Raw genomic sequence first — 23,783 nt, forward strand, 5'->3', positions numbered from 1 at the left:
GGCGCGGCAAACGCTTGCCTGGCAAGGGCCCGCACGCCTCCGGCATGCTCAGTACCCATACGCACGCGTGTGGAAAGAGACGACCGCATGTTCACGCGCGCCTGCAAATTCTGCCCCGGCCGCCCGATCCCGCGGGCGCTTCGGGGAGAGCTAACGCATGCCGTCATCATTCCTGCCGTCGTTCAAACACGCCACTTTCCGTCTCTGCGCCATCGCCGCCGGCCTGCTCGCCAGCGGCGTGGCGCTTGCCGACGCCCAACTGGATCCCCAACTGCTGGCACGGATGGAGAGTGCCGCGCCAACCGATCCGCTCCAGATCGTGGTCACCTACAAGCAATCGGGCCCGGTCACCAGCGACCAGCTGGCGGCACTCGAGTCGCTGGGCATTACCCGCGGCCTGACCATGCACACGTTGCCGATCGCCGGCGCGCTGGCGACTCCCGCCGAGATCCGCGCACTGGCGCAGCGCGACGACGTGCTGTCGATCTGGGCCAACCGCCGCCTGACCTACCTGGACGCCGAGGCGAACGGCCTGTCCGGCGCCGCGCGTACGGTGGCCAACCCGGCCGACTACCACCGCGCCATTCCCTTCAGCGGCAAGGGCGTCACGGTCGAAATCAACGACTCGGGCATCGACGCCACGCACATGGACCTCCAGTACGGCACCCACGTGGTACAGAACACGCAGGCGCTGACCAACCTCGCCGCGTACGACACGATGCTGCCGATCACCTACGTGGAGGGCGTGGCGAACACCGACTGGGGCTCCGGCCACGGCACGCACTGCGCCGGCATCGTCGGCGGCAACGGTGCGCGCTCCAACGGCCTGTACACCGGTGTGGCGACCGGCGCCGACCTGGTCGGCTACGGCTCCGGCGCCGTCCTGCTGATCCTCGACGCGGTGGGCGGCCTGGACTATGCGGCCACCCACCAGTTCAGCTTCCGCAACCCGATCCGCGTGGTCAGCAACTCGTGGGGCAGCTCGGGCAAGTTCGATCCGGCCGACCCGGTCAACGTCGCCTCCTACGAGCTGTACAAGCGCGGCATCGTCAGCGTGTTCGCCGCCGGCAACGACGGCCCCGGCGAGGACACCCACAATCCCTACGCGCAGGCACCGTGGGTGATCTCGGTCGGCGCCAGCGAGAAGAACGGCGTGCTGACCGATTTCTCCTCGCGCGGCAAGCGTGGCGAGAGCGGCCGCTTCACCATGCCCGACGGCAAGCAGTGGACCTACGTCAACGAGCCGACCATCGTCGCCCCGGGCGTGGACATCATCTCCACCCGCGACAGCACCGGCACGCTGCCGGCGCTGGCCGCGCAGCAGGACGCCGAAGTCATCCCGGCGGCCTACCTGCCCTTCTACACGATCATGAGCGGCACCTCGATGGCCACCCCGCACGTGGCCGGCATCGTGGCGCTGATGCTGGAAGCCAACCCGAACCTCACGCCGGCGCAGGTGCGCGACATCCTCGAACGCACCGCCACCAACATGACCGGGCGGCTCGGCTGGGAGGCCGGCGCCGGGCACGTCAACGCCTACACGGCGGTCGCCGAGGCGGCTGGCATCCGCGGCGGTTTCGGCGGCACGGTCAACGCGCTGCACGACTTCAACAGCAACGCGCTGGTCACCCCGGGCGCGCCGCCGGTGCCGTTCTCGGTGGACTTCGCGCCGGTCGGGCCGGTCGGCGAGCAGAGCTTCACGGTGGGGCCGGAAGTGGCCTGGGTCAGTGCGCGCGCGACCATCGATGCGAACACGCTGGCGCTGGTGCTGATCGATCCCGACGGCGTGCACTACGGCTCGGCGATCGCGCTGCCGGTGCTGGGTGACACCGTCACCACCGGCGCGCCGGCCAAGCCGGGCGTGTGGAGGGTGACCGTGCGCGGCATCGGCTCGGTCTCCGGCACCGACGTCGACCCGATCGGGGCCACCAACGGCTACGCCGCGCCCGGCACGGTCACCGGCGAGGTGAGCTTCCTCAACAGCGGCGGCTACACCGGCCTGGGCGACATCGCCAACCACCCGGCGCGGCAGGCGATCGAGTTCGCGGTCGCCCACCGCCTGGTCGATGGCCTGGCCGATGGCCTTTACCACCCCGACGACCCGCTCCGGCGCAAGGACCTGGCCCGCTACCTGGTGATGGGCGCGAGCGTGCGCCAGTACCTGCCGTTCGATGGCCAGCCCAGCTTCACCGATCTGGCCACCGGCAAGAACGTCTACCCCTTCGCCGAGTCGGCGATCGCCCGCGGCGGCGCCTTGCGCGACACCAGCCAGAGCCAGGACGGCGTGATGAACCTGTGGGGCGGCCAGTTCCACCCTGACGACAGCGTGACCCGGGTGAGCCTGGCCTACTCGCTGGTGCAGAGCCTTGCGCTGCAGGACGAGGCCCGCGCCTTCACCGGGCCGCTGACCGCGTTCTACGAAGGCCAGCGCATCCCCGTCGACGATGCCGGCCAGGTCCCGGCCAACCTGCGTGGCTACGTGCAACTGGCGCTGGACCGCGGCGTCATCAACGCGCGCTTCAAGGTGACCCAGGGCCCGTACGACCTGCAGCCGACCATGCACGCGTACTTCGACCCGAACAAGGTGGTCACGCGTGCCGCCTATGCGGTGGCGGCCGGACGCTACCTGACGGTGTACCAGAGCGGGCAGTAAACGCCCGGCGGTCCGGCGGCCTGGCCGCCGGACCACTCGGGCTTCAGGCCACTGCGCACCCCGCGAGGGCGGGCCGAAGCCCACCCGGCGTCATACCGGCCAGTCGAAGGCGACGTGGGTGTTGTTGAAGCGCGGGTCGTCGAAGCTGCCGGCCGGATGAGCCACCAGCTCGCCGGGCAGGCCTTCGACCTCCAGCGGCTGGCCCTCGGCGAAGCGCGCACCGAGCGCCTGCAGCTCCACCAGCCGTTCGCACAGCATGCCGGCCTGGCCGGCGTGTGCATCGGGTACGTGGCGCATGCTCAGGTCGGGACGGCCGAACTTGCGCAGCCCGCGGGTATGGATCGTGGCGCGCCCTTCTTCTTTGTCTTCGTTGCGCAGGATCAGCACGTGGTGGCGTGGTGGCGCGCCACCGGGCACCAGGTAATGCCGGCGCCAGGCGTCCGCATCGAACAGGGTGAGGATCTGCGGGTCCAGGATCGCGTCGCCGCCGACGTCCAGCAGGCCGGCGAGCACGCCCAGCGTGTCGCGCAGGTAATCGAGGTCTCCGCGGTCGGGCAGCTCGCCGCGCACGACCAGCACGTCGGGCGCGGTACGGGCCTGCTCGAAGGCCGCCGGTGCATCCTCCTTCAGCACCTCGCCCAGCGCGCCCTTGAGCGGGTAGCCCTCCCAGCCGCGCAGTGCGTCGTGCCTGAAGCGCTGCAGAGCCACCCCTTCGGGCAGGCCCTGGCTCGCGTAGCGCGCGGCGGGAATCGCCAGGTCTTCGGCGAAACGGCCGAAAACGTAGAAATGCAGCACGATGGTCTCGTCGCTCGGCTGCCAGTACGGGCGAGGCCAGGCTTCCGGAGTGGCGGTCATGCGGGTGTCCTTGGGGTTTCCGGGTTTCGCCTGTCGGCCGCGGGAACCGGCGACGGCCTTCAGCGCGTGTCGTCGAGCGGCAGCACGCTCTGCTGCAGCTCGATTCGGCCGCGGCCCTCGGTGATGTGCTTGAACTCGGCGCGGCTTACCGAGACATAGCGGTCGTTGCCGCCGATCTCAACCTGCGGGCCCTCGGTCACGGCGCGGCCCTGTTCGTCTACGCGCACCACCATGGTTGCCTTGCGCCCGGTGTGGCAGATCGTCTTGATCTCTTCCAGGTTGTCGGCCCAGGCGAGCAGGTAGCGGCTGCCTTCGAACAGCTCGCCGCGGAAATCGGTGCGCAGGCCGTAGGCCAATACCGGGACGTTGAGCCGGTCGACCACGTCCGACAACTGCCAGACCTGCGCCTTGGAAAGGAACTGCGCCTCGTCCACGAACACGCAGTGCAGTGCGCCGCGCTCGGCGACGTCCTTCTCCACCAGCGCGAGCAGATCCTCGCCCGCGCCAAAGCGGCGCGCGTTGGCCTTCAGGCCGATCCGGGAGGCGACCACGCCCCCGCCAAAACGGTTGTCCAGCGCAGGCGTGAGGATCAGCGTGCGCATGCCGCGCTCGTGATAGTTGTACGCGCTCTGCAGCAGCGTGGTGGTCTTGCCGGCATTCATTGCCGAGTAATAGAAATAGAACTTGGCCATGAGGCGTCGGCGGAGCCGGGTCGGTCAGCGGAAACGCGCCATTGTAGGCGACTATTCGGCGCGCGCCTGGGCCAGGCGATAGCGACGACCGGCCCACCATTGGCGCAGGTTCGCCAGCACGCTCATGCCATAGACGATCTTGAAAACGCGCAGCCTGAGCAGCACCGGGCGCGGATCGAACAGGTCGCCGGCCAGCATCGAGATCACGCCCTGCTCCAGCTGCCAGGTGTTGCGCGGCGAGGCGAACATGCGCCGCATCACCGGCTCGTTGAAGCGGTAGATGAAGAAGGCGAAGCGCGCCATGCCCTTGCGCAGGCGCTTTTCCAGCGCGCGCTGCAGCGCCGCCTCGCGGCTGGGGTCGCGCAATGCGCCGTCGACCACCTCGACCGCGCGCTCGGCCGCGTCCATCGCCAGGAACACGCCCGAGGAGAACACCGGATCGAGGAACGCGAACGCATCGCCGACCAGCATCCAGCCGGGACCGGCCATCTCCCGGGAATCGTAGGAATAGTTGCCCGTCGCGCGCACCTCGTCGACGGGCTCGGCCCCGTCGAGCCGCTCCCAAAGCCGCGTGTTCTGCCTGAGCGTGTCGAGCAGGAACTCGCGCGTGTCGCCACGGCGTCGCTTCAGGTACTCGGGCCAGCACACCGCGCCCACGCTCATGCTGCCGTCGGGCAGCGGGATCATCCACATCCAGCCGTGCTCGAAGCGGTAGATGCTGACGTTGCCCGCGTCCTCGCCGGGGCGGCGTGCCGCGTTGCCGAAGCGGGTGAACAGCGCCGCGCTCTGGTGCTGGCGGTTTTTACGCTTGAGCTTCTTCTTCGTCGACAGGAATGCGTCGCGGCCACTGGCGTCGATCAGGTAGCGCGCCTCGATGGTGTAGGGCTCGCCCTCGTCGGTCTTCACCTCCAGGCGTGCCTGCCGCGGCCCGATCTGCTCGACCGCGACCACCTGCTGCCCTTCGCGCGCATCGGCGCCGCACTCGCGCGCATGGTCGTAGAGCATCTTGTCGAAGTCCTGCCGCCACACCTGGTAGCTGTGCGGCGGGCTCTCGCCGAGCGCGCGGCCGAAGGAGAACACGTTGTAGCCGCGCTCGTTGTCGGCTTCGAAGTCGGCGCCGGCCTTGAACACGCCCATGGCATGGACCTTGTCCAGCACGCCCAGGCGCTCGAGCACCGGCAGGTTCATCGGCAGCAGCGACTCGCCGATATGGAAGCGCGGGTGGCGCTCCTTCTCCAGCGCGATCACCTTGTAGCCGCGCCGCGCCAGCAGTGCCGCGGCGGTACTGCCCGCCGGACCGCCACCGATGACTGCCACGTCGCATGATTCGATTGCCGCTTCCCGCTCCATCCGCTCCCCCGGGCGACTCTTTGGATTGCCGGCCGATTATGGCCGATGCGGCAGAAGGTGGTGCCATGGGGCGGCGCAGCGCGTGTGAACCGCCGCGCCCTGGCAGGAGCCCACTCGTGGGCGATGCTCCTGGCTTTCTGCGGCGCAAAGGCATCGCCCACAAGTGGGCTCCTACGAGGAGCGGGGTTTCGCCTAGCTGGCTTGCCCAGCTTGTGACAGTCTCCCAGGCGCAATCCCGGGGCCGGCAGGGGGCTCTGCTACCATCGGCCTCCGCCCGTACCGCCGCCCGCTCCATGCTCAATCCGCAACAACTGGCCGCCGTCGAACACTGCGACAGCCCGCTGCTCGTGCTGGCCGGCGCCGGCTCCGGCAAGACCTCGGTGATCACCCAGAAGATCGCCCACCTGATCCAGCGCCGGAAGCTCGCGGCGAGCCGCATCGCGGCAATCACCTTCACCAACAAGGCCGCCCGCGAGATGCGCGAGCGCGTGGGCAAGCTGGTCAGCAGCGAGGACGCCGCCGCGCTCACCGTGTGCACCTTCCACGCGCTGGGCCTGAAGTTCCTGCAGATCGAGCACGCGCGCGCGGGCCTGCGCCGCGGTTTCTCGGTGCTGGACGCGGACGACAGCGAGGGCATCGCCAAGGAGCTCGCGCCCAAGGGCGCCAAACCCGACGTGCTGTTCGGCATCCGCAACCTGCTCAGCCGCGCCAAGAACGCCGGCCTGTCGCCCGAGGAAGCGCTGGCCGCCGCGCGCGCGCCGCGCGAGCTGGAAGCGGCAACGATCTACCAGATGTACCAGCAGCGCCTGGCCGCCTTCAACGCGGTCGACTTCGACGACCTGATCCGCCTCCCGCTGCGCATCCTCGAATCGGACGCCGAGTGCCGCGACGCCTGGCGCGAGCGCCTGCGCTACCTGCTGGTGGACGAATACCAGGACACCAACGACGCGCAGTACCGGCTCCTCAAGAGCCTCACCGGCGAGCGCGGCGGGATCACCTGCGTCGGCGACGACGACCAGTCGATCTATGCCTGGCGCGGCGCCAATCCGGAGAACATCGACCAGCTCGGCCGCGACTGGCCGAACCTGCGGGTGATCAAGCTGGAGCAGAACTACCGCTGCGGCAAGCGCATCCTGCGCGCGGCCAACCAGCTGATCGCCAACAACCCGCATTTGCACGAGAAGAAGCTCTGGAGCGAGCACCCCGAGGGTGCGCCGATCCGCGTGCTCGAGTGCAAGGACGCCGAGCACGAGGCCGAGAAAGTGGCCGCGATCGCCACCACGCTCGCGGAGAAGCACAAGGCGCGCTGGCACGACATCGCCGTCCTGTATCGCGGCAATTTCCAGGCCCGGCCGCTGGAGAAGGCGCTGCGCCTGGCGCGGATCCCGTATCACCTCACCGGCGCGCTGTCCTTCCTCGACCGCGCCGAGGTGAAGGACCTGCTCTGCTACCTGCGCCTGCTGACCAACCCCAGCGACGACGCGGCGTTCCTGCGCGTGGTCAACGTGCCCAAACGCGAGGTCGGCGCGACCACGCTGGAGAAGCTCGGCCAGCTCGCCCAGTCGAAGCACTGTTCGCTGCTGGAAGCCACCCGTAGCGACGCCGTGCTGCGCCAGCTCACGCCGCGTCCGGCCGCCGCACTGGCGGGTTTCTCCGAGCTGCTCGACGAACTGCGCAGCGCCTCGCTGCATGAGAGCGCCGCCGATCTGGTCGAGCGCATCCTCAAGCGCACCGGTTACGCCGCGCACCTCGCCGCCAGCACGCCGGACGCGAGCTTGCGCGATCGCCGCCTGGCCAACCTGCAGGAGCTTTGCGACTGGTTCCGCGCGATGCAGAAGGGCAGCAGCGCCGGGGACCTGGCCGCGCAACTGGCCCTGCTCAGCCACGCCGACCGCGACGAGCCCGGCAACGCCGTGCGCATGATGACCCTGCACGCGGCCAAGGGCCTGGAGTTCCGCTTCGTCTTCATCGTCGGCTGCGAGGAAGGCACGCTGCCGCACGAGGGCGCCATCGACGAGGGCCGCATCGACGAGGAACGGCGCCTGATGTACGTCGGCATCACCCGCGCCAAGGAACTGCTCACGCTGTCCTGGTCCGCACGCACCCGGCGGTACGGCGAGATCCACAACAACCAGCCCAGCCGCTTCCTGCACGAACTGCCGCAGGCCGACCTGCACTGGCAGGGCAAGGACCCGGAAGCGGACAAGGAAATCGTGCGCGAGACCGCCGAGTCGCACATGGCCAGAATCAAGGCCATGCTGGAGTGACTTCGGGCCAGGGGATGGACCCCGGGTACACGGCCGGCCGCGTGGCGCCTCGTCCGCCCATGTGACAACACCTGGCGACACCCTCGCCGCCCGTAAGTGCACAGGACGGCCGCGGCGCGCCAGCCCTTTGCGCAGGCTTTCGGGGGATAAGTGTCCAAGACATTATTGTTCTGATACCTTCACGATTCTGTAACGCCAGTGTCACGGTTTGGGGCCGCGATCGCTGTGCAATTTGGGGGAAAAAACATGCGTCACACACTTCACCGGGCCTTGCTAGCAGGCCTGCTGGCTACGGCTGTGGCCCAGGTCCAGGCGGCCGAGCCGGTTGCCGTCGAGGCGCTCGCGCGCCTGCCTGCGCTGCAGTCGGTATCCATGAGCCCGGATGGCGAGCGCCTCGTCGCCCTGATCCCGTCGCCGAAGAACCCGGACGAGACGGCCCTGGCCACCTGGGACATCGATACGCTGTCGGCGGGACCGAAGGTGATCACGCCCTCGGGCGAGCACATGAAGTTCATCACCGCCTCCGCCCTCAAGGCGGACAAGATCCTGGCCATCGCACGCCAGGAATGGACGGGCGACCTTGGCGGCTGTGGCGAGGGCAAGAGCACCGGCGCCACGCGGACCTTCATGGTCAAGGCCTACCTGACCGGCCTGCAACAGAAGAGTTTCGACGAGGCGTTCACCAGCGATGTCCGCAAGGTGGGCGTCAGCGAACAGACCCAGCGTTGCCTGGAGCTGGCCGGCACCGCCTCGCTGGTCAACATGCTGCCGCTGGATTCCGACCGGGTGATCATCCGGCAACTGAGCGAGCTCAGCCTCACCTCCAGCTATTACCTGTACAACCTCAAGACCGGCGAAACCGAGCTGCTGTTCCGCGGGGGGGCGCGTGCCACGCCGGCGCTCTTCGACTCCCGCACAGGCAAGGTGCTGGCCAAGACCGAGATCGTCCCGGTCGGCGGCGGCTATGAGCAGCAGGTGCAGCTGCTCAATGCCAAGACCGGGCAGTTCGAGCTGCAGGCTCCGCTGACCACCAGGCTCTCGGACCGGTACACGGTCGACGTCGTGGGCATGGACGATGCCTCGGGCAAGTTCTATGTGCTGACCGACCAGTTTTCGGACAAGGTCCAGGCACGCCTGTACGACCCGGTCCAGCACAAGTACGACGCCGAGCCGGTCGTCGCCGATCAGGACTATTCGATCGACGCCCTGCTGTTCAGCACGCGCCGCGCCGACTTCAACCAGGTCGTGGGCTTCGTCGTCGACGGGCCGCATCGGCAGGTGGTCTACGTGGACCCGATGCTCAAGGCCATCCAGACCGGCATCAAGAGCGCGTTCCCCGACCAGCAGGTGTCGATCGGCGAGTACACGGACGATTTCTCGCGCGTACTGTTCAGCACCCAGGCGCCCGGTACGCCCATCGCCTACCACCTGCTGCTGGACAAGAAGATCGTCAACCTGGGCAGCCAGCGCCCGTGGCTCGAGAAGGGCCTGGCGCTGGACGAGAGCTGGGTGACTTACAAGGCGCGTGACGGTCGCGAGATTCCCGCCATCCTCGACCTGCCGGTCGGCTGGAAGAAGGGCGACGCTCCGGCACCGGCCGTCGTGCTCCCGCACGGTGGTCCATGGGCGCGCGATTACGTGGGTTGGGACGCTTCCGGCTGGGTGCCGCTGCTCACCTCGCGCGGCTATGCCGTGCTGCGCCCGCAGTACCGCGGTTCGTCGGGACTCGGACGCAGCCTGTGGCTCGCCGGCGACAAGCAGTGGGGCCTGAAGATGTCCGACGACAACGATGACGCAGCCGCCTGGCTGGTCTCCCAGGGCATCGCGGCACGGGATCGCATCGCCATCTTCGGCTACTCCTACGGCGGCTTTGCCGCAGTGGCCGCGGTCGTGCGCGACCCGTCGCCCTTCCAGTGCGCGATCGCCGGCGCGCCGGTAGCCAACCTCGGCCGGCTCGGCACCTCATGGAGCGACAACCGCCTGCAGCGCATTCTGCAGGGGCAGACGGTCAAGGGCATGGACCCGATGGACAACACGAGCAAGGCCCACCTGCCGATCATGCTGTTCGGCGGCGACCGCGACGTGCGCGTACCGCCCTTCCACCCGCGTGATTTCTACAAGGCGGTCAAAGACGTCGTTCCTGCGCAGTACCACGTGATCGCCGACATGCCGCACAGCATGCCGTGGTATCCGCGCCAGCAGCGCGAGACGCTGAGCCTGATCGAGAGCTATCTCGGCAAGGACTGCGGCCTCGCTCGCTGACGTAGTTTTTTCGGCCCGGACTCGCCCGGGCTACATCGGCTCGACCGCAACCTGATGCGGTCGCGGCTTCTTGCGTCAAACTGGGGAAACAAGGGGAAAATTGATGAAAAAGGTTGTCCAACGCGGGCTCCGTCGCCTGCCGCTGGCAGTAGCTGTCATTGCCGCACTGCAGGTCGTGCCCGTGTTCGCACAGGACCAGTCGCCCTCGCCGGCGCAGTCCACCGAATCGACCGGCCAGCCCTCCACGACGGAGAAGGCAAAGAACCTGGAAACGATTACGGTCACCGGCTCGCTGCTGAAGCGGCCCGAGTACGAGACCACCGCCCCGGTGCAGGTGATCGAGATCGAGAACAACATTGCCGCCGGCCAGTTCGACACGGCCGACTTCCTGCAGACCTCGGCTGCCGCGGCCGGCTCCACGCAGATCAACGGCCAGTTCGGCGGTTACATCGTCGAAGGCGGCACCGGCGTGCAGACGGTCAACCTGCGCGGCCTCGGCGCCAACCGCACGCTGATCCTGCTCGATGGCCAGCGGCCGGGTCCGGCGGGCGTGCGCGGCCAGGTGGGCGCGTTCGACCTCAACGTCATTCCGCAGGTGATCCTGTCGCGCATCGAGATCGTCAAGGACGGTTCGTCCTCGATCTACGGTTCCGACGCGCTGTCGGGCGTGGTCAATCTGATCACCAAGAAGAACATCGATCGTCCGGAGATGACCTTCGCGGCGAGCGTGCCGCAGCATGGCGGTGGCGAGCAGTACACCGGCTCGTTCGGCACCGGCTGGAACTTCAAGAACGGCAGCGTCGTGGCCGCCGTGCAGCTGGACAAGCTGGAGGCCCTGGAACTGGGCGACCGCGACTTCCTCAAGTGCAACCGGGACATGGTCTGGGGCACGGACGGACAGCGGATCGATCGCGAGGACCGCTCGATTCTCGCGGGCTCCTCGCTCGCGGGCTGCAACAACCTCTACGCCAACTCGATCATCTGGTACCTCAATTCGCGCGTCCGTTACGTGCCCTCGGCGGACGGCAGCACCGTCGGCCCGTTCCCGGGCTACCACCCGCGTCCGTACCCCACGCCCCGCTACGACACCAACGGCCAGGCGTACTACGAGGACGTGCTGAACTACCCGTTCATGAACGACGCCTACGTCATCAACCAGCGCAAGCGCGCCAGCGTCTACGCGGCGACCGACTTCAGCTTCGGCAGCGTGAACTGGAAGACGCAGTGGCTGTTCAACCACCGCGAGAGCAAGGACCACTCCTACCGCCAGTTCTTCCCGCTGGTCTCCGATGGCCCGATGCAGCCGGACCTGTCCAACGTGTACGAGCCGATCATGCCGTTCCCGGACGACGGCACGGAGAAGGTCAACTACCTCTACGGCACCACCAAGCTGGAAGGCCTGTTCTCCTCGACCGACAGCTGGTCGTGGGAAGTCAATGCCGGCTACAGCCGTTCGAGCGGCGATTACACGCATCGCGACATCGACGTGGCCAAGACCGGCGACCTGAGCTACGACGATTCGGGTGAGGCCTCGGTCGACTACTTCGATCCGGGCATCCTGAGCGGCGAGCGCATGGGCGACCTGGTCAACGCCATCGGCGCCTGGAATACCGGCCACACGCTGTACACCCAGGCCACGGCCAATGCGCTGCTGACCGGCAACCTGTTCACGCTTCCGGCAGGCGACGTCGCCTCAGCCTTCGGTGTGGAATACCGCCACTACAAGATCGACGACGTGCCGAGCGACTTCACCCTCGCCTCCAGGGCCTGGGGCTACACCTCGGCGCAACGGACCCACGGCACGGACAACGTGCGCGAGATCTTCGGCGAGGTGGACGTGCCGCTGCTGAAGGGCATCCCGGCCATCGAGTCGCTCTCGGTCAACATGTCCGGGCGTGTCTTCAAGTACGGCTCGGTGGACAGCCGCGACCAGGTCTGGAAGACCGGTCTGAACTGGCAGATCACCCCGACCTTCCGCATCCGCGGCACGCTCGGCACCTCCTACCGCGCACCTGGCCTGTACGAGCTGTACCTGGGCGACCAGACCGGCTTCCAGTCGCAGACGACCATCGACCCGTGCATCCTGTGGGGCGACAGCACCAACGACCGCCTGCGTGCCAACTGCGCGGCCGCCGGCATCCCCGCCGACTACTCGGCCGGCGGTGCCTCGTCGGCCACGATCCACTCCGGTGGCGGCAAGGGCCATCTGGAAGCGGAGACCTCGCGCGCCAAGTCGCTGGGCTTCGCCTGGTCGCCGGACTTCGCCAACCTCAACCTGGCCGTCGACTACTTCGACTACGACGTGCGTGGCGAGATCACCAACCTGGATGCAGGCGACGTCATTTCCGGCTGCTATCTGTCGTCGGTGTACCCGAACTCGTTCTGCGACCAGATCGTCCGCAAGCCGTCCAGCGATCCGTCGACGCCGTTCATGATCACGGACGTCTATGGTTCCTACATCAACATCAACCGTGAGCGGACCCGCGGCTACGACCTTCAGGTCAACTACGCGAAGGACTTCTCGTTCGGCAAGCTCTCGGCCGATGCGCAGGTGACGTACACGATCGAGGACACCACCCTGCTGTTTTCCACGGCCGAGGCCAGCGGCTTCAGCCGGGAGAACCAGGTCGGCTTCATCGGTCGTCCGAAGACCGTCGGCATCAGCGACCTGAGCCTGGAACGCGGCGACTGGACGTTCGCCTGGCAGGGCCGCTACGTGAGCACGACGTCCGCGATGGACCTGGACCCCACCTTCAACTACTCCGGTTACGCGGGCGCCACACGCGACATCAAGGCAGGCTGGCAGCTGCTCCACAGCGTGTCCGTGGCCTACGAGAAGGGGCACTGGGGAGCGATGTTCGGCGTGCGCAATCTGTTCGACAAAAAGCCGGACCAGATCTCCGCGAGCGCGGGTACCGTGATCGGCAACACGCCGCTCTACGCCTCGCAGTACGACTGGTACGGCCGCACGTTCTTTGCCCGCCTGAACTACAAGTTCTAGGCAAGGACCGTGCGAGCATGGAAGGAGGCGACATTGTCGCCTCCTTTTTTTTCGTCTTCGTTATGGCCGGGCCAATCGTGCAGACGGTCCGGAGAGTTCGACAAAGCCTGGCGACGCCACTGCAATACCCCACGAACGGCAACCGGGGTCGCGCGCGCCTGCCATCAGGGTCACCCGTTCCTTGCCCGCGAACGAGGAGGCAATACCGCGGCCTACAGCAGCCCCTCGCCTTCCAGCTCGCTCTTGAGGTAGGCGTAGTAGATCGGCGCGGCGACCAGGCCGGCCAGGCCGAACGCCGCCTCCATCACCAGCATGGCGATCAGCAGTTCCCATGCGCGCGAGCGGATCTGGGTGCCGACGATGCGTGCGTTGAGGAAGTACTCCAGCTTGTGGATCAGGACCAGGAAGACCAGCGCGGCGATGCCCACGCCGAGGGACACCGACAAGCCGGCGATGGTCACGGCGGTATTGGAGATCAGGTTGCCGATCACCGGCAGCAGGCCGACCACGAAGGTCACCACCACCAGCGTCTTGGCCAGCGGCACGTGGATGTCCATCACCGGCAGCACGCCGATCAGGAAGATCGCGGTGAACAGGGTATTGATCAGCGAGACCTTGATCTGCGCGAACACGATGTTGTGGAACGCATCGGCGAGCCGGTTGCAGCGCCGGCCGAGCGTCGCCACCAGCGGGCCGGCCTGGTGCGTCGGGCCAGCGCTGTGGCTGAGCGCCACGATCGCGCCCAGCACCAGGCCGATGATGATGTGGGCGAAGCCGCGCGCGGTGTCCTTGCCGGCCAGCTGCAGGCTGGCGGCGTGCTTGCGGGTCAGTTCGCCGGCCATCACGCGAAGCTCGTCCACGCTGTCCGGCAGCGAGCCGACCAGTGCCGCCGGCAGCTGTTCACGTGCCTTCTCCACCAGCGGCATCAGCTGCTTGTCCCAGAGTTCCTGCGGGTTGCCGATCTCGCTGTGGAAGAAGCTGATCGCGCCAAGCGCCAGCAGGATCAGCAGCCCCACGACCACCGCGCCGATCAGCGCCACCACCACCACGCGGGCACGCCGGCCGGACAGGCGCCGCTCCAGCAGGGGGCTGATCGTCCGCACCAGTTCGAACACCAGCAGTCCGGCCAGCAGCGCCGAAAGCAGGTGCAGCACCAGCACCAGCACCAGGGCGATACCCGCCAGCGCGTAGCTGGCCAGTCGCACGGCGCGCGAGGGATCGCGCAAGCGGGAAGGATCGGGGAGCATGCCGGGACTCGGGGGAAGCGCGGGCGTTTAGTCTCGCAGCAGGCCACGCCGTTCGCCAGCCGGCCGAACCCGCGCGGGGCCTGCCGTGGGGCCTGTCGTAAACTGGACCGGTTCCGTCGGCTTGCCCGCGCCCCACCCCAAGGATCCCCATGTCGTTGCGCCTCCCCCTCGTGGCCGCCCTCGCGCTACTCGCCGGTTGCGCGACACCGCCTGCGCGGACTCCGCCGCCTGCCGTACCGGCGCCACCGATCACCCGGACAGTCGGCGCCGACGACAACCTCAACGCCGTCGCCTGGACGCAGACCGCCCTCGAGCATGACCTGATCTACCTGCAGACCTACCGCGACGCCCAGGCCCGCCTGCTTGCCGCGTTGGCCGACCCGGGCTGGGACGCCCTGTCCCGGGCCGACCGCGTGGTGCCAGCCAGGGGCCTCAAGCCGGCAGTAGTGCTGGACATCGACGAAACCGTGCTGGACAACTCGCCCTACCAGGCCCGCCTGGTGCGCAGCGGTGGCGAGTTCAACGAGGCCGACTGGGCCGCGTGGTGCAGGGAAGCCAGGGCGCGCGCACTGCCTGGCGTGGTCGCCTTTACCCGCTTTGCCGTCCGGCACGGGGTGGATGTGTTCTATCTGTCCAACCGCGCCAGGGACCTGGACCAGGCCACCCTTGCCAACCTGCGCGCGGCTGGCCTGCCCGTGGCCGGTCCGCAATCGTTCCTGGGGCTGGGTACCGTGGTCGAAGGATGCGAGCAGGTCGGCTCGGAGAAGGGCTGTCGCCGCCAGCTGATCGCGCGCCGGTACCGCGTCCTGATGCAGTTCGGCGACCAGCTGGGCGACTTCGTCGACGTGCTGCCCAACACGCCGGCAGGCCGCCAGCGGGCGGTTGCGCCCTATCTGGACTGGATCGGCGAGCGCTGGTTCGTGCTGCCGAACCCGACCTACGGCAGCTGGGAGGCGGCGTTGTTCGACAATGACTGGCAGGCGCCGCGCGATGCGCGTCGGCAGCTCAAGCTCAGGGCCTTGCGTGTTGATTGAAATCAATAGCTTAGGGTCTATAAGATCACGTATTGCCTTAACTGTGGAGAGCCACTAAGCTGGCCGCGCCGAAACCTGCTGACCTCCAAACTGCGGGCAAGGCCATTTCCCTTCCGGCCCGGCCGGACTTCCCCCGCGCGGCTCCAGGCCCGCGGGGTTTTTCTTTTCCGGCCCGGACAGACATCCGCTTGCCGCCAGTTAGACAGGCTGCGTACGCCCTCCCGGCGAAGCTAGGCGCACCCACGCACGCCCCCGCAAGCCGAGAATGAGGTCCATGCGCGCACGTTTCCTTCGCCTCCTGCCGTGGCTGGCCCTGCTCGCACTGGCCGCCTGCCGGTCCGGTGAGAACACCCCTGCCGACACGGCCGGCCAGTCGCCCGAAGCGGCCGTGCAGCAATCGATCGCGCTGGTGCGTGCCGGCGACTTCGCCGGCTTCTGGCAACATGCCCTGCCGCCATACGACTACGCCATGCTGCGCGAGGACTGGGGCAAGGCGCGTGCCGACGGGGCACCGTTGACCGACGGCGAGCGGGCGCGTATCGACGGTGCCCTGCAGCAACTGGCCGCGCCCGACGCCGCGGCCACCCTCGATGCCCGCCTGCAGCCCTGGCTGGCCGACGCACAGGCCCGCTATGCCGACCAGCTGCCGTTGCTGGTCGGCATCGGCCGGGCCCTGGCCGGCAAGGCGATCGAGGAGGACGCACGCCTCACCGACACCCAGAAGCGCCATGCCTCGGCGCTGGTCGATGCGCTCGGCCCGTGGGCGCAGCAGGCACCGTGGTTCGATCCGGCCAGGGCGCGCCAGGCGGTCGGCGTGGTGGTGGCCACCGCGCGCGAGCTGGACCTGCGCGATGCGCGGAGCCTGCGCACGATGGATTTCGACCAGGCGATGCGCAGCTATGCCATCGCCTTCCATGGCCTCGAACGCATGCTCGCGCTGTACGGATTACCGCTGGACGAGGCGCTCGCCTCCGCCCGGGTGGTGCCGCTGGAATACCACCCGCCCTATGCGCGCGTGCGCGTGGAATACCAGCTGCTGGGCACGCCGCTGTCGATGGAGTCGACGCTGGTGCAGCAGAGCGGTCGCTGGTACGACCAGGATCTGCTCGAAAGCGTGCGCCGGTCGCATCGCCGGCTGGCTGGGCCGGCTCCCGCCGGGACGGTGGCCGTCGCGCCCTGAGCGGCCTCCGCGGCCCACCGGGTACAATCCGCCGATGCAGAACATGACCGCGGATTCCCCCGCCCGCAGCCGCGCGCCCTGGTGGTTCAGCCTCGCCGGCCAATTGCTCGAGCCCTGGGTGCGCATCCGGCGCGACCCGGCCGAACCGGCCAGCCTGCTGATGCCCGGCGCTCCGGTGTGCTACGTCATCGAGCGTGACGGCTTCTCCGACGCGCTGATCCTCGAACGCGCCTGCCGCGAGGCCGGCCTGCCCGCGCCGATGCAGCCGCTGGCAGGCACCCGCCGGCGCCGCTCGGTGTTCGCGCTGGCGCGACGCGACGGCTGGCTGTTCGGCCGCAACCGCCGCCGCGCACCGTACGAAACGCTGGGCCAGCTGGTCCGTTCGCTGGAAGAACATCCCGGACGCGACATCCAGATCGTGCCGGTCTCGATCTACGTCGGCCGCGCCCCCAGCCGCGACACCGGCTGGTTCCGCGTGCTGTTCTCCGAGAACTGGGTGATGGTCGGCCGCTTCCGCCGCCTGCTCGCGCTGCTGCTCAACGGCCGCGACACCGTGGTGCACTTCTCCGCGCCGGTGTCGCTGCGCCAGGTGCTGGACGAAGCCGGCGAGGCCAGGCCCGAACGCTTCGCGCGCAAGATCGCGCGGGTGCTGCGCACGCACTTCCGTCGCATCCGCGCCGCGGTGATCGGTCCGGACCTGTCGCACAGGCGCACCGTCGCCGACGCCGTGCTCAACGCCGAGCCGGTGCGTGCCGCGATCACCGCCACTGCGGCCAAGGAACACATCTCCTATGCGAAGGCCTGGCGCCGCGCGCACAAGCTGGTGATGGAGATCGCCGCGGACTATTCGCATCCGGTGGTGCGCTCGGCTTCGTTCCTGCTGTCGAACTTCTGGAACAAGCTGTACGACGGCATCGCCATGCACCACTTCGACAAGGCCCGCGCCGCCGCGCCGGGCTTCGAGGTGGTCTACGTGCCCAGCCATCGCAGCCACGCCGACTACCTGCTGATGAGCTACCAGTTGCACGTCTCCGGCGTGGTGGTGCCGCACATCGCCGCGGGCGTGAACCTCAACCTGCCGGTGATCGGCCCGATCCTGCGCCGCGGCGGCGCGTTCTTCCTGCGCCGCAGCTTCAAGGGCAACGCGCTGTACTCGGTGGTGTTCAACGAGTACATGGCGCAGCTGATCGATCGCGGCGTACCGATGGAATACTTCATCGAGGGCGGCCGCTCGCGCACCGGGCGCCTGCTCGCGCCGCGCGCGGGCCTGCTGGCGATGACCGTGCGGGCCTTCCTGCGCGCGCCACGCCGGCCGGTGCTGTTCCAGCCGGTCTACATCGGCTACGAGAAGCTGATGGAGGGCAAGAGCTACATCGGCGAGCTCTCCGGCAAGCCCAAGGAGAAGGAATCCCTGCTCGGCCTGCTCAAGGGTCTGAAGGTACTGCGCCAGCGGTACGGCCACGTGGCGCTCAACTTCGGCGAACCGATCGAGCTGACCCCGCTGCTGGATGCGGCCAGCCCCGACTGGCGGGCCGCCACCGGCGATCCGGACGCCAAGCCCGAGTGGCTCGGGCGCACGATCGACGACCTGGCCGAACGCATCCAGGTCAACATCAACCGCGCCGCCGACGTCAACCCGATCAACCTGCTGGCGCTCGCGCTGCTGGCCACGCCGAAGCACGCGATGGCCGAGAACGACATGCTCGCGCAGCTGGAGCTGACCCGCGCGCTGCTGGTGGAGCTGCCCTATTCCGATCGCGTCACGGTCACCCCGATGGATCCGCCCGCGATCATCGCCTACGGCGAGCAGATGGGCTGGATCCGCCGCGTGCGCCATCCGCTGGGCGACGTGCTCAAGGCCGACGACGAACCGGCGGTGCTGCTGTCGTACTTCCGCAACAACGTGCTGCACCTGACCGCGACCGCGGCGTGGGTGTCCTGCTGCTTCCTGAACAACCGGCGCATGACGCGCGCCTCGATTTTGCGCCTGGGCCGGATCATCTACCCGTTCATCCAGGGCGAGCTGTTCCTGCCGTGGGACACGGACGGTTTCGTGGCGCAGATGCAGGGCACGATCGACTTCTTCGTGCGGCGCGGCCTGCTGGAGGCCTCCGGTGACGGTCGCGTGCTCGAGCGCGGTCCCGGCCAGGACGACGCCGCGTTCCAGATGAAGACCATCGCGCGCAGCCTGATCCAGGCCTTCGAGCGCTACTACATCACCATCGCCGCGCTGGCCAAGAACGGCCCGCACACCACCAGCGCCGCGGAGCTGGAGAACGCCTGCGCGCTCACCGCACAGCGGCTGTCGCTGCTCAACGAGCAGTCGGCGCCGGAGTTCTTCGACAAGGCGCTGTTCCGCGGCTTCATCCAGAAGCTGCGCGAACAGAAGATCGTGTGGACGGACGAGGGCGGCAAGCTGGACTACGACCGCCGCCTGGAGGACATGGTGCGCGACGCGCGGGTGATCCTGGCGCGCGAGGTACGCCATTCGATCCTCAAGATCACCGGCGTGGACGGCGACATGGACGCCGCGCCGCCCAAGGCAGTGGCGCACGTGCCCGCGGACAGCGGCAGCGAGGACCTGCACCGGCGCCACGTCGAGGCCGAGCATCGCCAGCACGAGCACGATGCGAACAGGAACGCCTGACCATCCCACCCTCCCCTTGAAGGGGAGGGCCTGGAACGGCGAAGCTCTCCACCTCGCCAGAGGAAGCCGCCGATGACCCGCCGTCCCGTGCTCGCCCTCGCCGCCGCGGTGCTCGCGGCCACGCCCGTCCTTGCCGCGGAACCGCCCGCCCAGGGCGGACTGATCGTGCTGCATTGCCCGCACCTGCTCGATCCGGCCGCCGGCAGGCTGCTGGGCGATTCGACCGTGGTGATCCGCGACGGGCGCATCCAAGCCGTGCGTCCGGGCACCGGCAGCGAGCCCGGCGCCCGCGTGGTCGAGCTGACCGGCCAGACCTGCCTGCCCGGCCTGATCGACGCGCACACCCATCTGACTTCCGAAACCAGCCCCACCGGCTACACCGACCAGTTCCGCTGGAACACCGCCGACTACGCGATCCGCTCCACCGTCTATGCCAGGCGCACGCTGCTGGCCGGCTTCACCACCGTGCGCAACCTGGGCGACAACGCCAACGAGTCGATCGCCCTGCGCAACGCGATCGACGCCGGTGTCGTTGCCGGCCCGCGCATCTTCACCGCCGGGGTGCCGATCGGCTCGACCGGCGGCCACGCCGACCCCACCGACGGCTACCGGCAGGACCTGGCCGGCGACCCGGGTCCGGAGGAGGGCATCATCAACAGCCCCGCCGATGCCTGGAAGGCCGTGCGCCAGCACTACAAGGACGGCGTGGACCTGATCAAGATCATGCCTTCCGGCGGCGTGCTGGACGAAAGCGCCAGCGCCGACAACCCGCAGATGACCACCGAGGAGATCAAGGCGGTGGTCGCCGCCGCGCACGACTACGGCTTCACCGTAGCCGCCCATGCGCACGGCGCCGAGGCCATCCGCCGCGCGGTGCTCGCGGGCGTCGATTCGATCGAGCACGGCACCTTCATGGACGAGGACGACATGAAGCTGATGAAGGAGCACGGCACCTGGTTCGTGCCGACCATCGTTGCGGGCAAGTACGTCGAGCAGATGGCCGCCAAGCCCGGCTACTACCCGCCGCAGGTCGCGCGCAAGGCGAAGGAGGTCGGTCCGATCATCCAGGCCACCGCGGGCCGTGCCTACAAGGCCGGCGTGAAGATCGCCTTCGGCACCGATGCGTCGGTGTACCCGCATGGTCAGAACGCCAAGGAGTTCGAGTACATGGTGCAGGCCGGCATGCCACCGATGTACGCCATCCAGGCCGCTACCACGCATGCGGCCGCGCTGCTGCACAAGCCCGACGAACTGGGCCAGATCCGGCCTGGCCGGCGCGCCGACGTGGTCGCCGTCCCGGGCAACCCGCTCGAGGACATCACCGCGCTGCAGCGGGTGAGCTTCGTGATGAAGGACGGCCTGATCTACAAGCAGGACGGCAAGCCGCTTTGAGCTTTGGCTCCCTCTCCCCGCCGGGGAGAGGGCTGGGGTGAGGGGCCGGGGCTTGCCACGATTCCGGTTTGCGGCTGGAGTCAATCGCTCTTTGCGCAACCTTCGGGTCTCCCTCGCGTTCCCTCCGCAAAAGAAGAGAAAGCGAACGGGCCTGCTCCAGGCCCTTTCGTCACGGGCACCCCCGCCTGACCGGATGGCATACTCGCCGTTCCGCCCCCCGCAGAGATGTCCGCATGCGTGCAATCCCCGCCCTCGCCCTCGGCGCCCTCGTCCTGCCGCTGTCCGCGCTTGCCGCCGACCCGCATTCCTATGCTCAGCCCGACCTGGTGCGCGTGACCCATCTGGACCTGGAGCTGGCGGTCGATTTCCCGCACAAGGCGCTCGATGGCACCGCCACGCTCAGCCTGGACTGGAAGAACCCCTGGGCGCCCGCGCTGGTGCTGGACACGCGCGACCTGAAAATCGCCAAGGTCGAGGGCCTGGATGCCGCCGGCCGCGCCACGGCGCTGAAGTTCGCGCTGGCGCCACGCGACAGGGAACTGGGCAGCAAGCTCACCATCCAGGCGCCGAAGCACCCGACGAAAGTGCGCATCGTCTACGCGACCTCGCCGCAGGCCTCGGGCCTGCAGTGGCTGACCCCGACGCAGACCGCGGACAAGAAGCTGCCCTTCATGTTCTCGCAGTCCGAATCGATCCACGCCCGCTCGTGGGTGCCACTGCAGGACTCGCCGGCGATCCGCTTCACCTACAAGGCGCACGTGACCGCGCCGAAGGACGTGCGCGTGGTGATGAGCGCACTCAATGACGCCAAGCATCCGCTCGACGGCGACTTCCGCTTCGACCAGCCCCACCCGATCCCGTCCTACCTGCTGGCGATCGCCGCCGGCGACCTCGCGGTGAAGGAAACCGGCCCGCGTTCGGCCGTCTACGCCGAACCGTCCGTGGTGGGCAAGGCCGCGCACGAGTTCGAGGACACCGAGAGGCTGATCGAAGCGACCGAAAAGCTCTACGGCCCCTACGCCTGGGGTCGCTACGACATCCTGGTGCTGCCGCCCTCCTTCCCCTACGGCGGCATGGAAAACCCGGACATGACCTTCGCCACGCCCACCGTGCTGGTCGGCGACAAGAGCCTGGTCTCGCTGGTCTCGCATGAACTCGCGCACTCCTGGTCGGGCAACCTGGTGACCGCCGCGAGCTGGCGCGACATCTGGCTCAACGAGGGCTTCACCACCTATGTCCAGGGCCGCATCACCGAGGCGGTCTACGGCAAGGCGCTGGCCGACGAGGAAGCGCTGCTGTCGGCGCGCGCGCTGCAGAAGTCGATCGGGGAGATGCCGGAGAACTCGCAGAAGCTCGCGCCGGACCCGCGCGGCGTGGGTGCGGACGATTCGCTCTCGGACGTCGCCTACGACAAGGGCTCCTGGTTCCTGCGCACGCTGGAACAGCGCTTCGGTCGCGCCACTTTCGACGAATGGCTGAAGGCCTACTTCCACCGCCACGCCTTCACCTCGATCACCACCGAGCAGATGCTCGCCGACATGAAGGCCAACCTGTTCGACACCCACCCGGGCAAGATGGCCTGGGACGAGGCGAAGGCGTGGGTCTACCAGAGCGGCATTCCGAAGGACGCGCCGCTGCCGAGTTCCGCCCGCTTCCAGGCGATCGACAGGGAGCGCGCCGACTTCCTGGCCGGCACGCTGGACGCCGGCCAGCTCGACGCCAGGGGCTGGAACACGCAGGAGTGGATGTACTTCCTCGACCGCCTGCCCGACGCGCCGCCGCTGTCGAAGATGAGACAGCTCGACGCCGCCTGGCATCTCACCGGCACGCCCAACGCCGAGATCGGCATGCGCTGGTACAGCCACGCCATCGCCGCGGGCGACCGGAACGTGTGGGAAGACGCGCGCGAGCACATGACCCGCATCGGCCGCATGTACCTGACCCTGCCGGTGTACAAGGCCTTCGCCGCCACGCCGCAGGGCCTGGCCTATGCCGAGGCGGCCTATGCCAGGGCGAAGGACGGCTATCACCCGATGACGCAGGCCGCGATCGAGTCGATCCTGCGCAAGGCCAAACAGGGCAAGAAGTAAGCCGTTCGCTCCTCCCCCTGCGCGCAGGGGGAGGAGCGATTTTCAGACATCCTGGACTCCACGCATGAACCCACCCGCCACCCGTCCTCTCTGGCAGCGCATGCTTTTCCGACGCCTGAAGTTCCTCGGCGTACTGGTGGCGCTGGTGGTGCTCCTGCTGGGCGGCAGCTATCTGTTCGCGCCGCAATGGCTGCTGCGCGCACACGTGATGCGCCAGGCGATGACCGCGCACGTGGAGGAACACACCCTGCGTGCGGGCGACACCACCTGGAGCTATTACGAAGGCGGCCAGGGGCCGACGCTGGTGTTGCTGCACGGTTTCGCCGCGGACAAGACGATCTGGCTGCCGCTCGCCGAGCAGCTCACGCCGCATTTCCACGTGGTGATCCCGGATCTTCCAGGCTGGGGCGACTCCTCGCGCAACCCGGATGCCAGCTACGGCGTCCAGGCGCAGGCGCAGCGCCTGCAGGCCTTCCTCGCCGCGCTGGGCCTGCAGCGCTTCGTGCTGGTCGGCCACTCCATGGGCGGCGCCATCGCCGGCGTCTATGCGGCCGGACACCCGCAGGACGTGGCGGCGCTCGCGCTGGTCGATGCCTACGGCCTCAAGGCGGACCCGAACGATTTCGATCGCGCCATCGCGGCGGGCAAGGATCCGTTCGTCTATGACGACCGTGCCGGGTTCGAGCATGCGCTCGCGCTCGCCTTCCTGCAGCCACCCGAGGTGCCCGGCCGCATCGAGGACGTCTTCATCGCGCGAAACCGTAGCGATCGCACGTTCATCGAGCGCACCCTCGCCGAGCTGCGCAAGCCCGGAGACTACCTCTCGCTGCAGCAGCGGCTGGGCCAGCTCACCATGCCGGTGCTGGGGCTGTGGTGCAGCGCGGACCGCATGGTCGATCCATCCGCGCTGGACAGCCTGCGCAACGGCCTGGTCCGGGCGCCGGCGATCAGTTCCAGCCTGCTCAACGGCTGCAACCACATGCCGATGATGGAAAAGCCCGAGGCCACTGCGCAGGTGCTCACCGGGTTCGTGCTGGGGCGCTGACCGCTGCTCGCCCTGCTCCCTCCCCTCCGGGGGTCGCTCCACCTGCCATGCTGCCGCATGCTCCTGCT

General features: G+C 68.4%; 14 protein-coding genes. 10 read left to right on the forward strand and 4 right to left on the reverse strand.

The genetic code is table 11. The features are described from left to right. The first annotated feature begins 157 nt into the window (after nucleotides 1–157). Entirely contained in the window at nucleotides 158–2,653 is a 2,496-nt protein-coding gene (locus LQ771_RS13790; protein ID WP_231349966.1) for a S8 family serine peptidase, read from the forward strand. A 90-nt stretch (nucleotides 2,654–2,743) separates the two neighbouring features. Here LQ771_RS13790 and LQ771_RS13795 read toward each other — a convergent pair whose 3' ends face one another. From LQ771_RS13795 to LQ771_RS13805, 3 genes are read right to left on the reverse strand one after another with little or no spacing between them, the layout of a single operon-like run. After that, nucleotides 2,744–3,508, reverse strand: coding sequence for a hypothetical protein (locus LQ771_RS13795; protein ID WP_231349967.1), 765 nt, complete (start codon nucleotides 3,506–3,508; stop codon nucleotides 2,744–2,746). Nucleotides 3,509–3,567: 59 nt separating this feature from the next. Beyond that, entirely contained in the window at nucleotides 3,568–4,200 is a 633-nt protein-coding gene (locus tag LQ771_RS13800) for a thymidine kinase (protein WP_231349968.1), read from the reverse strand. 51 nt (nucleotides 4,201–4,251) lie between these two features. Beyond that, the gene (locus LQ771_RS13805) at nucleotides 4,252–5,550 is read right to left on the reverse strand and encodes an NAD(P)/FAD-dependent oxidoreductase (protein WP_231349969.1); all 1,299 of its coding nucleotides are present in this window, start codon (nucleotides 5,548–5,550) and stop codon (nucleotides 4,252–4,254) included. Between the two features lie 293 nt (nucleotides 5,551–5,843). Here LQ771_RS13805 and LQ771_RS13810 point away from each other — a divergent pair, with 293 nt between their 5' ends. The 3 genes from LQ771_RS13810 (at nucleotide 5,844) to LQ771_RS13820 (ending at nucleotide 13,080) form a co-directional block, all read left to right on the forward strand. Continuing rightward, complete coding sequence (locus LQ771_RS13810; RefSeq protein ID WP_231349970.1) at nucleotides 5,844–7,817, forward strand: UvrD-helicase domain-containing protein; 1,974 nt, start codon at nucleotides 5,844–5,846, stop codon at nucleotides 7,815–7,817. Nucleotides 7,818–8,063: 246 nt separating this feature from the next. Further along, complete coding sequence (locus LQ771_RS13815; protein WP_231349971.1) at nucleotides 8,064–10,079, forward strand: alpha/beta hydrolase family protein; 2,016 nt, start codon at nucleotides 8,064–8,066, stop codon at nucleotides 10,077–10,079. Nucleotides 10,080–10,182: 103 nt separating this feature from the next. Then, on the forward strand, nucleotides 10,183–13,080 hold the full coding sequence (locus LQ771_RS13820; protein ID WP_231349972.1) for a TonB-dependent receptor plug domain-containing protein: 2,898 nt from the start codon (nucleotides 10,183–10,185) through the stop codon (nucleotides 13,078–13,080). 212 nt (nucleotides 13,081–13,292) lie between these two features. Here LQ771_RS13820 and LQ771_RS13825 read toward each other — a convergent pair whose 3' ends face one another. Next, nucleotides 13,293–14,327, reverse strand: a complete 1,035-nt coding sequence (locus LQ771_RS13825; protein ID WP_231349973.1) for an AI-2E family transporter — start codon at nucleotides 14,325–14,327, stop codon at nucleotides 13,293–13,295. Nucleotides 14,328–14,476: 149 nt separating this feature from the next. Between LQ771_RS13825 and LQ771_RS13830 the strand changes: the two genes are divergently transcribed. The 6 genes from LQ771_RS13830 (at nucleotide 14,477) to LQ771_RS13855 (ending at nucleotide 23,715) form a co-directional block, all read left to right on the forward strand. After that, on the forward strand, nucleotides 14,477–15,361 hold the full coding sequence (locus tag LQ771_RS13830) for a 5'-nucleotidase, lipoprotein e(P4) family (protein ID WP_231349974.1): 885 nt from the start codon (nucleotides 14,477–14,479) through the stop codon (nucleotides 15,359–15,361). Between the two features lie 274 nt (nucleotides 15,362–15,635). Further along, nucleotides 15,636–16,541: a hypothetical protein gene (locus LQ771_RS13835; protein WP_231349975.1), complete on the forward strand. Its 906-nt coding sequence runs from the start codon at nucleotides 15,636–15,638 to the stop codon at nucleotides 16,539–16,541. Between the two features lie 34 nt (nucleotides 16,542–16,575). Next, nucleotides 16,576–19,188, forward strand: a complete 2,613-nt coding sequence (gene plsB, locus LQ771_RS13840) for a glycerol-3-phosphate 1-O-acyltransferase PlsB (protein ID WP_231349976.1) — start codon at nucleotides 16,576–16,578, stop codon at nucleotides 19,186–19,188. Nucleotides 19,189–19,260: 72 nt separating this feature from the next. Next, on the forward strand, nucleotides 19,261–20,580 hold the full coding sequence (locus LQ771_RS13845; protein WP_231349977.1) for a metal-dependent hydrolase family protein: 1,320 nt from the start codon (nucleotides 19,261–19,263) through the stop codon (nucleotides 20,578–20,580). 233 nt (nucleotides 20,581–20,813) lie between these two features. Further along, on the forward strand, nucleotides 20,814–22,670 hold the full coding sequence (locus LQ771_RS13850; RefSeq protein WP_231349978.1) for a M1 family metallopeptidase: 1,857 nt from the start codon (nucleotides 20,814–20,816) through the stop codon (nucleotides 22,668–22,670). A gap of 100 nt (nucleotides 22,671–22,770) precedes the next feature. Beyond that, the gene (locus tag LQ771_RS13855; RefSeq protein WP_231351923.1) at nucleotides 22,771–23,715 is read left to right on the forward strand and encodes an alpha/beta fold hydrolase; all 945 of its coding nucleotides are present in this window, start codon (nucleotides 22,771–22,773) and stop codon (nucleotides 23,713–23,715) included. The last annotated feature ends 68 nt before the right edge of the window (nucleotides 23,716–23,783 follow it).

The sequence above is a fragment of the Frateuria soli genome, assembly GCF_021117385.1.
GTDB classification, from domain to species: Bacteria; Pseudomonadota; Gammaproteobacteria; order Xanthomonadales; family Rhodanobacteraceae; genus Frateuria_A; species Frateuria_A soli.